Annotated in this window: 10 protein-coding genes; 7 read left to right on the forward strand and 3 right to left on the reverse strand. The window is 59.3% G+C overall.

Annotated features, from left to right (window positions below):
* The 6 genes from RMO15_RS11915 to RMO15_RS11940 all read left to right on the forward strand — a co-directional run.
* Positions 1-292 (forward strand): PEP-CTERM sorting domain-containing protein (locus RMO15_RS11915; protein WP_309712520.1); only part of this gene is annotated, 292 nt, incomplete at its 5' end.
* 51 nt (positions 293-343) lie between these two features.
* Positions 344-1,480, forward strand: a complete 1,137-nt coding sequence (locus RMO15_RS11920; RefSeq protein ID WP_309712523.1) for a heavy metal-binding domain-containing protein — start codon at positions 344-346, stop codon at positions 1,478-1,480.
* A 74-nt stretch (positions 1,481-1,554) separates the two neighbouring features.
* Positions 1,555-2,457, forward strand: coding sequence for an aldo/keto reductase (locus tag RMO15_RS11925; RefSeq protein WP_309712526.1), 903 nt, complete (start codon positions 1,555-1,557; stop codon positions 2,455-2,457).
* 53 nt (positions 2,458-2,510) lie between these two features.
* Positions 2,511-3,038: a hypothetical protein gene (locus tag RMO15_RS11930; protein WP_309712528.1), complete on the forward strand. Its 528-nt coding sequence runs from the start codon at positions 2,511-2,513 to the stop codon at positions 3,036-3,038.
* Between the two features lie 227 nt (positions 3,039-3,265).
* A complete protein-coding gene (locus RMO15_RS11935) occupies positions 3,266-5,023 on the forward strand; it encodes a long-chain fatty acid--CoA ligase (RefSeq protein WP_309712531.1) in 1,758 nt (585 codons plus the stop codon).
* Positions 5,024-5,110: 87 nt separating this feature from the next.
* Complete coding sequence (locus RMO15_RS11940) at positions 5,111-6,364, forward strand: MFS transporter (protein WP_309712534.1); 1,254 nt, start codon at positions 5,111-5,113, stop codon at positions 6,362-6,364.
* On the opposite strand, the gene RMO15_RS11945 is transcribed toward RMO15_RS11940, so the two are convergent.
* Genes RMO15_RS11945 through RMO15_RS11955 form a run of 3 tightly spaced genes read right to left on the reverse strand, consistent with a single transcriptional unit; the run spans position 6,349 to position 7,766 of the window.
* Positions 6,349-6,816: a DinB family protein gene (locus tag RMO15_RS11945; RefSeq protein WP_309712536.1), complete on the reverse strand. Its 468-nt coding sequence runs from the start codon at positions 6,814-6,816 to the stop codon at positions 6,349-6,351. The genes RMO15_RS11940 and RMO15_RS11945 overlap by 16 nt on opposite strands.
* Positions 6,817-6,819: 3 nt before the next feature.
* On the reverse strand, positions 6,820-7,284 hold the full coding sequence (locus RMO15_RS11950; protein WP_309712539.1) for an NAD(P)H-dependent oxidoreductase: 465 nt from the start codon (positions 7,282-7,284) through the stop codon (positions 6,820-6,822).
* Positions 7,285-7,286: 2 nt separating this feature from the next.
* Positions 7,287-7,766, reverse strand: a complete 480-nt coding sequence (locus RMO15_RS11955) for an NUDIX hydrolase (RefSeq protein ID WP_309712542.1) — start codon at positions 7,764-7,766, stop codon at positions 7,287-7,289.
* Between the two features lie 56 nt (positions 7,767-7,822).
* Between RMO15_RS11955 and RMO15_RS11960 the strand changes: the two genes are divergently transcribed.
* The coding region (locus RMO15_RS11960; RefSeq protein ID WP_309712545.1) for a VIT domain-containing protein at positions 7,823-8,475 on the forward strand (653 nt) is incomplete at its 3' end.

The raw sequence follows: 8,475 nt of genomic DNA on the forward strand, positions 1-8,475 counted from the left end.
TTTCGGCTCCTACTACCTTACCTATCTGGAGGGGAGCGATATGGTCTATGCCTGGGATAGCAAAGGCAGTCGTGTCGGGGATTTACGGCTCCTCGAAAACGCCAACGCAACCGCTTACTCGTTTAGCTACTCCAACGGCTATATCTTTACCAATGACGGAGCACAGTACCGTGGCTTCGCGCTTTCCTCAGCATCTTCCCTATCTTCTAGCGCCGCCGCGCCGGAGCCAGGGACACTGGCACTCGGCACGCTGGGGTTAATCGGGCTGGCCCTACGAAGACGGCGAAAATAGGCGCAACCGAACGCTCTTGGGCAGTGTCCCACTCGCCAGAGGTTTTTTATTATGGCGATTATGACCGGGCTTTCCGGCAACGAGATGTTCTGCTTGCACCTGAAGGGCTTCGCACCCGGCGAGCTGGTGATTGGCAACAGTGTCTACTCCATGGGCTTTGTGGGCTCGGTGGGGGCAGGCTTCAAGACCATGATGGGCGGCGAGATCGAGCAGGTGACGCAGATTGTCCACGAGGGACGACAGAGCGCTCTGACACGGATGACCAAAGAGGCCGAGCATCATGGCGGGATCGGGATCACGGGCGTTTCCAGTGAGCTGATCTGGCAGTCCGGCAACGTCGAGTTTCTCTCGATTGGCTCGTGCATCCACCATGAGGGCGCGAAGTCCGATAAGCTGGCGTTCTCGACATCAGCGGATGGCCAAGAGCTCTACTGTCAGCTCGACTGTGGCTTCATGCCGATCAAGTTCGCTTTTGGCAATGTGGCCTACTCGATTGGGATCGGTGGAGGGGTGATGGGCGGTCTGCGCTCGCTGGCACGCGGCGAGGTAAAAGAGTTCTCCGATGTCTTCAACGCAACACGGCACCGGGCGCTCACGCGCATCACCGAGGAGGCGCGCACGGTAGGTGCTAACGCCGTACTCGGAATCCAGACGACTATCCTGCCGCTGAACGGAATGCAGGAGATGGTGATGGTAGGAACCGCCTCGCGCCACGCGGATCTCGACCCGCGCCACTTTGAGACGCCTATCACGAGTGACCTGACCAACGAGGAGCTTTGGAATGTCTGGTACATGGGCTACCAGCCGATCCAGCTTGTCTTAGGCGTCTCTGTGTACTCCCTCGGTTTTGTGGGCAGCTTCACCGCCGCCTTTAAGTCTTTCGTGCGCGGCGAGATCCCTGAGCTGAGCTCGCTTATCTATGAAGCCCGTGAGAACGCGATCCGCCGCATCAAAGCCGACGCCGAGCTGGTCGGGGCCGATGATGTGGTGGGGATCAAGACCTATGTCTACAACTTAGGCAACGGCCTAATCGAGTTCATGGCAATCGGCACCGCCGTCAAGAAAGTCCCCGGCACGAAAACCCTGAGCCCCGCACTCCCGCCCCAGGCCGTGATCAAGGACAAGGACACGTTCTACAACGCCGCCGAGAAGACTCTGGGGGCGAACTTGAATGAAGCGAAACGGTAGCCCCTCCTCGTGACCCTCTTCGCGAAGCCGGAGAGGGTCACGCTCTAAGGCGCGGAGAGAGGTACAATTGCACTATGGGAATTCCAACAAACATTTTTGGCCGGACGGGGCTGACCGTCACCAAGCTGGGCTACGGCGCGATGGAAGTGCGCGGCACGCGTATCTGGGGCGGACGGGCCGTGACGGAGTTAGAGGCCGACACGATTCTGAACGCCGTCTTAGACTCGGGGATTACGTTTATTGACACGTCGAACGACTACGGGCGCTCCGAGGAGTTTATCGGCAAGTATCTGGCGAACCGGCGGAGCGAGTATGTGCTGGCGACCAAGTGCGGCTGCACGGTTGTCCATAAAGACGAGCACACCGACGAGACGCCCCATATCTGGACGAAAGAAAATCTCTTCCGGGGCCTGCACGAGAGCCTAGAGCGCATGAAGACCGACTACGTGGACGTGATGCAGCTTCACAATCCGAGCGTCGAGCAGACCGAGGCGGGCGAGCTTGTCGCGGCACTTCAAGAGATGAAGGCGCAAGGCAAAGTCCGCTGGATCGGGATTAGCTCCACGCACCCGCATATCGAGAGCTACATCGCCTCCGGGGTCTTTGATGTCTTCCAGATTCCCTACTCAGCGCTGGAGCGCGTCCACGAGGACGCCATCCAAGCCGCCGCCGACTCAGGGGCGGGCGTGATCATCCGAGGCGGTGTGGCACGCGGCGAGCCCGGCGCAGGTCTGGGCAACACGGACCGCTGGACGAGCTGGGAGAAAGCCAACCTCGATGAGCTACTCGACGAGGGCGAGAGTCGCACCCAGTGGCTCCTGCGCTTCACCAACACCCATCCGGGGATGCACACCAATATTGTCGGCACCAAGAACCCCGCCCACCTCGCCGACAACGTCCTCGCCGCCTCCCGCGGACCGCTGAGCCCCGAGGTCTACGCCGAGGCCAAGAAGCGCCTCACCGCAGCCGCAGAGTAAGCCACATAACTCATCTCGCTGATTTCAACCAGCGAGATGAGTGAGGAGAAGCAATGGGCACTTGGCGTGAACAAAGTATCGGCACCAAGTTCGGCTGTATCGCCGTTGCGGGTCTGTTTGGTGCCGTCTTCATTTCTGAGTTTGCCCATGTCATATCGTCGGCACGTCTCATGCCTAGGAAACAAGCCTGTCACGAGACCTTAGAAGACCTCTCGCGAGCTCTGCTTGCCTATGCGGAGGAGCACAAGAACCATCTCCCGGATGCGGCTCACTGGCGCGAAGCCATTCGTACATATCTGAAACCAGGCAAGCTGGTGGTTTGTTTGGATGCAAAAATTGGCGACGGCTACGCGATGGAGCCGCGTCTCTCCAAAGTTAATCTGGATGCGCTGGAAAATCCCCCGGAGACGATTCTTCTCTATGAAACCGATGCGCCTGACCAAAAGCCGCGCCCGCCGCTTACGAAGACACGTCATGGAGCGCCCAATATCGCCTTTGCGGATGGCCATGTGAAGTACGGTTACGGTGAGTATCAACAGAAGCTGCACGAGCGGAGCGATGCGCTTCTCACGGGAAAATAGGGAAAGTGCTCACGTTTTCTAGGACTTTCCCCGGCGTAAATTGGGCCCAATGCCCTGCGCCGGGTGGGTAGTCCTTGGCCTAAAATGCAAGGCATGGAAAACGTCATTACACTCGCAATGTTGCACTGGGCTCTGGGAAGCGCTGCACTCCTGACTCTCGCGTGGCTCTGTGCGGCAGGTTTTTGCCGCTACGATGGCTAAATGGGAAGCCAAGAGGACAAAAGACAATGACAGAGCAGACACTGACACAGTATTTTCAAAAGACCGTCGCCGCGCATGGCAGCGCCGTGGCGATGCGCTACCGGGAAAACCGGGAGTGGCACGACATTACCTACACCGAGCTGGCCGCCAAAGTCGAGACAACGGCGGCAGGCCTGCGGAGCTTGGGGATCGTGCACGGTGACCGGGTGGCGATCTACGCCGAGAACCAGCCGGAGTGGGTGATGACCGATCTGGCATGCCAGGCACTCGGCGCAATCAACACGTCTATCTACCCGACGCTTCCGCCGCCGCAAGTGGCTTTTATTGTCAATGACAGTAGCGCCAAGATTCTCATCGCGGGCAATGCCAAGCTGCTGGCCAATGCCCGTGTTGCACAAACGGAGTGCCCGAGTCTCACCCAGCTCGTGGTGATGGGTGAGGCCGACGGCGATGCGATCTCGTTTACCCAGCTTCTGGAGCGTGGGCAAGCAAGCCCCTTTGGCCCCGGTGAGTACGCCGCAACATGTCAGGCAGTTCAGCCCCATGATACGGCAGCCCTAATCTACACATCGGGGACAACCGGCGATCCCAAGGGCGCGATGCTGACCCACAACAACTTCACCAGTAATGTCGTCAATGCCCTGGCGCTCTTCTCCAAAGGCGGCGTGACAGTAGATTCCCACGATCTTTTTCTCTCGTTCTTGCCGCTCTCGCACTCCTTTGAGCGCATCGGCTGCTATCTCTCGCTTGGCACGGGTGCCGCAACGGCCTACTCTGAAGGTGTCAAGACGCTCTCCGAGGAGATGAAAACTCTTCAGCCCACCATCATGCTCTGCGTTCCCCGCCTCTGGGAGATGATGCAGGAGCGGGTTGTGGGCGCGGCGGAGAAGGCGGGCGAGATGCGCTTTGCGATCTTTACCAAGTCACTGGAGGCCGCTAAAGAGTGCATCCGTGCGGAGCAAGCGGGCAAGAGTCCGGGAATGGCGCTGAGTCTACAGCGTGCCACGGGCGAAAAACTCGTCTTCCCCAAGATCCGCGAGGAGTTTGGCGGCAAGTTCCGGCTCTTGGTTTCCGGCGGCGCGGCACTCAACCCGGAGACAGCGCTCTTCTGGCGGGCGCTGGGCATGAACTTACTGGAGGGCTACGGCCTCACCGAGACCTCGCCCGTGATCTCGATCAACCCCGGACATGCCGTGCGTCTGGGAACCGTCGGGCAAGTGATTAATGAGGGCGAGGTCAAGATCGCTCCCGACGGCGAGATCTGCTACCGTGGCCCCAATGTGATGAAGGGCTACTGGAACAACGAGCAGGCCACGCGGGACATGATTGACGACGAGGGCTGGCTCCACACCGGCGATATCGGCGAGCTAAGCCAAGACGGCTACCTGAAGATCACGGATCGAAAGAAAGACATTATAGTGCTTGCCAATGGCAAGAATGTCTCTCCGGTACCCATTGAGACCAAGCTCAAAAACTCCCCCTTTATCACTGAGATCGTGCTGATTGGCGACAAACAAAACTCCATCACGGCATTAATCGTCCCCAATTTAGACAAGCTACGCGAGGCAGGTATCCCCGAGGCGGAGCATAAGAAAAAGATCAAGTCTGAGATTGATGCAAACTCCACTACACTGGCCGACTTTGAGAAAGTCAAGAAGTTCACACTGATCAATGCTGTCTTCTCCATTGACACCGGCGAGCTAACGCCCACCCTGAAGGTGAAACGCAAAGCAGTTCTCAAGAAATGGGCTAAAGAAGTCGCCGAGCTGCGTGGCGATGAGTAAGATTCCCCCCCTACCCCCCGTGCAACGGGGGAACAAATCAGAAATATCCCTATATTCCCCCCGCCGGGCGGGGGTTAGGGGGCTTGCGTGAAAACATTTCAGGACAAGCCGTTTTGGTACCTGGGAACCGGCGCGTACTGGTTTGTCACCAGCCTGAAGTGGTTCGTGCTCTTTCTGCTCCAGCCTCTCCAAGTGGCGGAGGTCGTGCCGGGCGGGGAGAAAAACGGAGCGTGGGGGATCATTGTCGCTATTGGGGCGTTTGAGGCCATGATCGGCCCTGCGGTCATGGGCTGGCTCTCAGATCGTACGCAGACCCGCTTTGGCCGTCGCCGTCCGTTTCTGGCCATTGGCGCGGCGCTCACCAGTGTTGCGCTCCTTCTTCTCGGGCAGGCGAACTCGCTCGTTTTCATGGCGATTGCCTATCTGTTCTTGCAAATCTCCGACGATGTGGCGACCGGCCCCTACGCCGCCCTGATCTACGACCAAGTGCCCGAGAATCACCGGGGCAAGGCCAGCGGGATTCTGAGCATGCTCCAGCTGATCGCACAGATCGTCGCCGTGGGAATCGGACTCGGGCTGGGCAAGATCGCGTTGATCTATATCGCCGTGGCGGTGATCAATATCATCTGCGCTCTGATTACCCTCGCTATCTGGCACGAGCCCGCCGCCCCGGAGCGCCACGAAAACGAGCCGCTTCAGGTGCTGCCCAAGCTCTCTTTACAATCCTGGATCGAGCCGTTTCGCTCACCCGACTTTCGCTGGGTCTGGCTGGCGCGGTTTTTAGTGGCTTTTGGATTCTATTTAATCTTATTATATGTCAGTAACTATCTCTCAGATCGAGTTCGGCAGCTCACGCTCTTTGGGCTAGACTTGGGCAAGCCGAAGAACGGGGCGCTCGCGGCGGCGCTCGCGATCTCGCTCTCGGGGGCGATTGGCTCCGGGATTGCGGCAAGGCTGGTGGACTCTGTCGGGCGCAAGAAAACGATCGGGATCTGCGGCTGGGTGATGTCCGCTGCGCTGATTCCCTTTGCGCTGATTCCCAACTTCACCGTGATCTTTTGCGTCGCGCTGGTCTTTGGGCTGGCCTATGGCATCTACCTCTCCGCCTCCTACGCCCTCGCCGCCGATGTGTTGCCCAACCCAAAGGATGCGGCGAAAGACATGGGCATCTGGCAGGCAAGTGTTTCCACGCCGCAGGTTCTCACGGGGGCTGTGGGCTTGCTCGTGGATGCGGGCAACCGGCTTGGTCCGGGGCAGGGCTACACGGTAGCGTTCTTGCTCTCGTCCGCCGCGTTTCTTACCGGCTGCCTACTGGTGCAGAAAGTTCAGACCTCGCGGTAGCGGATGAACTGCTCTGAGTGATAGCCGTCATGGCCCAGGATCATGATGGAGAGATCGCTGAGGTCAATCATCCCGATCTCATCACGGTTCCCATGGCGCTTCCACTGCTCGGGGGTGAGGCTCTCAAAAAATGCCAGTAGTGCAGCCCGGCTCGCAATAAAGCGCTCCAGCGACTCCGCGACGGGCATCGCGGCGTAGTTGCGCTCAAGGGCGAGCTGGCCTTCGTCGAAGCCGGGCAAAAGTGGGACTTCTTCGTCACGGATTCGCTCGCCGCGCGTGCGAAAGATCTCGTCCCAGTCCGCCATGTGCGCGATCGCCTCGCGAATACTGAAGCGCTCCGGGTCGGGACGGCGATCCGCTTCTTCTTCCGTAATGCCCTCTAAGAGCTTGGCGTAGACCTGCGGCGTGGCACGCAGGCCGCTTAAGATATAGCGCTGGATATAGGGGTTCATGAGTTATTGGTTTCCTTTCAAGAGGGTGTCTACCAGTTCGGCGACGCGGTGCTGAATGCTCTCACCCAGCGCATCGCCGTCAAAGTCGTTGCCGGTGGCGTAGACAAAGCGCGGGACGATCCAGCAGCGAAAGTCCAGCATCAGGTCGTTGGCAAAGTTTAGGACGCTCATGTAGCTGCGCTGGCCGCCCGCCTGGCAGAGAAAGCCCACGGTCTTGCCCTCCAGCGCTCCCCCATGATCCTCGATCACCTGCTTTGCCGCCGCGTTCACGTCGAAGTTGTAGATAGGGACGGCGAAGATGATATGCGTGGCCTGGTACAGCGGCCCAGAAAGCTCCGGGGAGTCGCGCAGGTCAAGAAGTGTGTGCGAAACACTGTGCTCCGCGAGCAAATCGGCGGCATGGCGGGCGAGTCGCTGGGACTTAGAGCTGCTGTCTAGACTTGTCGCAACCAGGGTGACATGGATCATGCTTACGATACAGCGAGCGCTAAAATCCGTTCCCGATGCGTCTCGACTAAGGCAGCTTGTTCCGGCCAGAACATCGGTGGCAGGGGCTGGGAAAACTCAAACCAGCGCGTGATATAGCCCCGGGCTACTTCGGTAGGCTGTGGGTCAGTCTCGTCTGTCGTGTAGAGAAAGTAGTGCGTCGTCGTCCAGCGGGTCCTGTCAAAGCTCAGCCGCTCGCGGATGCCAAGCGCCTCGATGAGCTGGAGCTGGGAGAAACCCGCCTCCTCCTCAATCTCACGCCGCGCTGCTGTCTCGATCTCCTCGCCTTTATCCACACCGCCTTTGGGAAGGATATACGCAGTCGTACCTTTGATGTCTTCCCCGGTCGTCAGCGCGATCCAGAGGTTTCCGTTCTCGTCTTTGCGCACAATAATCCCACCCGCCGCGAGGCGATCTCGGACGCCGCTTACGGGGCGTGTGTACCAGCTCTCATCAATTATCATAGGGCTAGTATATCCGCTTGAACCTTTTTGATGTTCCATGGTACTAAGAGAGCACTATGGAAAATGCATTTAGCCGTCGCCGCGCCCTGCAAGTCTTGGGAGCGGGTCTTCTTGCCAATCTCGGGGCCGTTTGGGCACAGCTGCCCGGCTCCCAGCCTCCGGTTCGTCCCGTGCCGCCGCGCCCGTTTCCACTTCCACCACGCCCCACGCCGATGATCACGGTTTCGTCGGTCACACTCAACGCGGACATTAAAGACGGGATCGCTACGGTGGAGGTCTCGCATGTCTTTAAGAACGCCGCCACAGTGCAGGGCGAGGCGGACTTTGTCTTCCCGATCCCCAGCGGTGCGACCGTGCGGGACTTTGCCATGTACGATGGAGAGCAGAAGTTCGAGGCGCGGGTTCTGGGTAAAGACGAGGCCACGCGGGTCTACGAGGAAATTGTCCGGCAGCGGCGCGACCCGGCGCTGCTGAGCTATGTGGGACAGGGGCTACTGCGGGCGCGGGTGTTTCCCATCCCAGCGGGCGGCGAGCGGCGCGTGACTCTCAAGCTGGTCTCGGTTTTGCCACGTGAGGGCGATGCAAAAAAATTCGTCTGGGCTCTGGCGGGGCCGCACCTGCCGGGGGGAATGCAGCCCGCGTTTGTGAGCATCCGCGTGGTTGCCAGCAATACGGGGAGCCTCTACTCCCCCACCCACAATGTGACGAT

Origin of the sequence: Armatimonas sp. (assembly GCF_031410135.1) — a bacterium.
Taxonomy (GTDB): domain Bacteria; phylum Armatimonadota; class Armatimonadia; order Armatimonadales; family Armatimonadaceae; genus Armatimonas.

Coding starts and splice junctions, on each gene's coding strand:
- RMO15_RS11955 (WP_309712542.1), bottom strand. CDS start 7,766: ATGATAATTGATGAGAGCTGGTACACACGCCCCGTAAGCGGCGTCCGA.
- RMO15_RS11925 (WP_309712526.1), top strand. CDS start 1,555: ATGGGAATTCCAACAAACATTTTTGGCCGGACGGGGCTGACCGTCACC.
- RMO15_RS11935 (WP_309712531.1), top strand. CDS start 3,266: ATGACAGAGCAGACACTGACACAGTATTTTCAAAAGACCGTCGCCGCG.
- RMO15_RS11920 (WP_309712523.1), top strand. CDS start 344: ATGGCGATTATGACCGGGCTTTCCGGCAACGAGATGTTCTGCTTGCAC.
- RMO15_RS11945 (WP_309712536.1), bottom strand. CDS start 6,816: ATGAACCCCTATATCCAGCGCTATATCTTAAGCGGCCTGCGTGCCACG.
- RMO15_RS11950 (WP_309712539.1), bottom strand. CDS start 7,284: ATGATCCATGTCACCCTGGTTGCGACAAGTCTAGACAGCAGCTCTAAG.
- RMO15_RS11930 (WP_309712528.1), top strand. CDS start 2,511: ATGGGCACTTGGCGTGAACAAAGTATCGGCACCAAGTTCGGCTGTATC.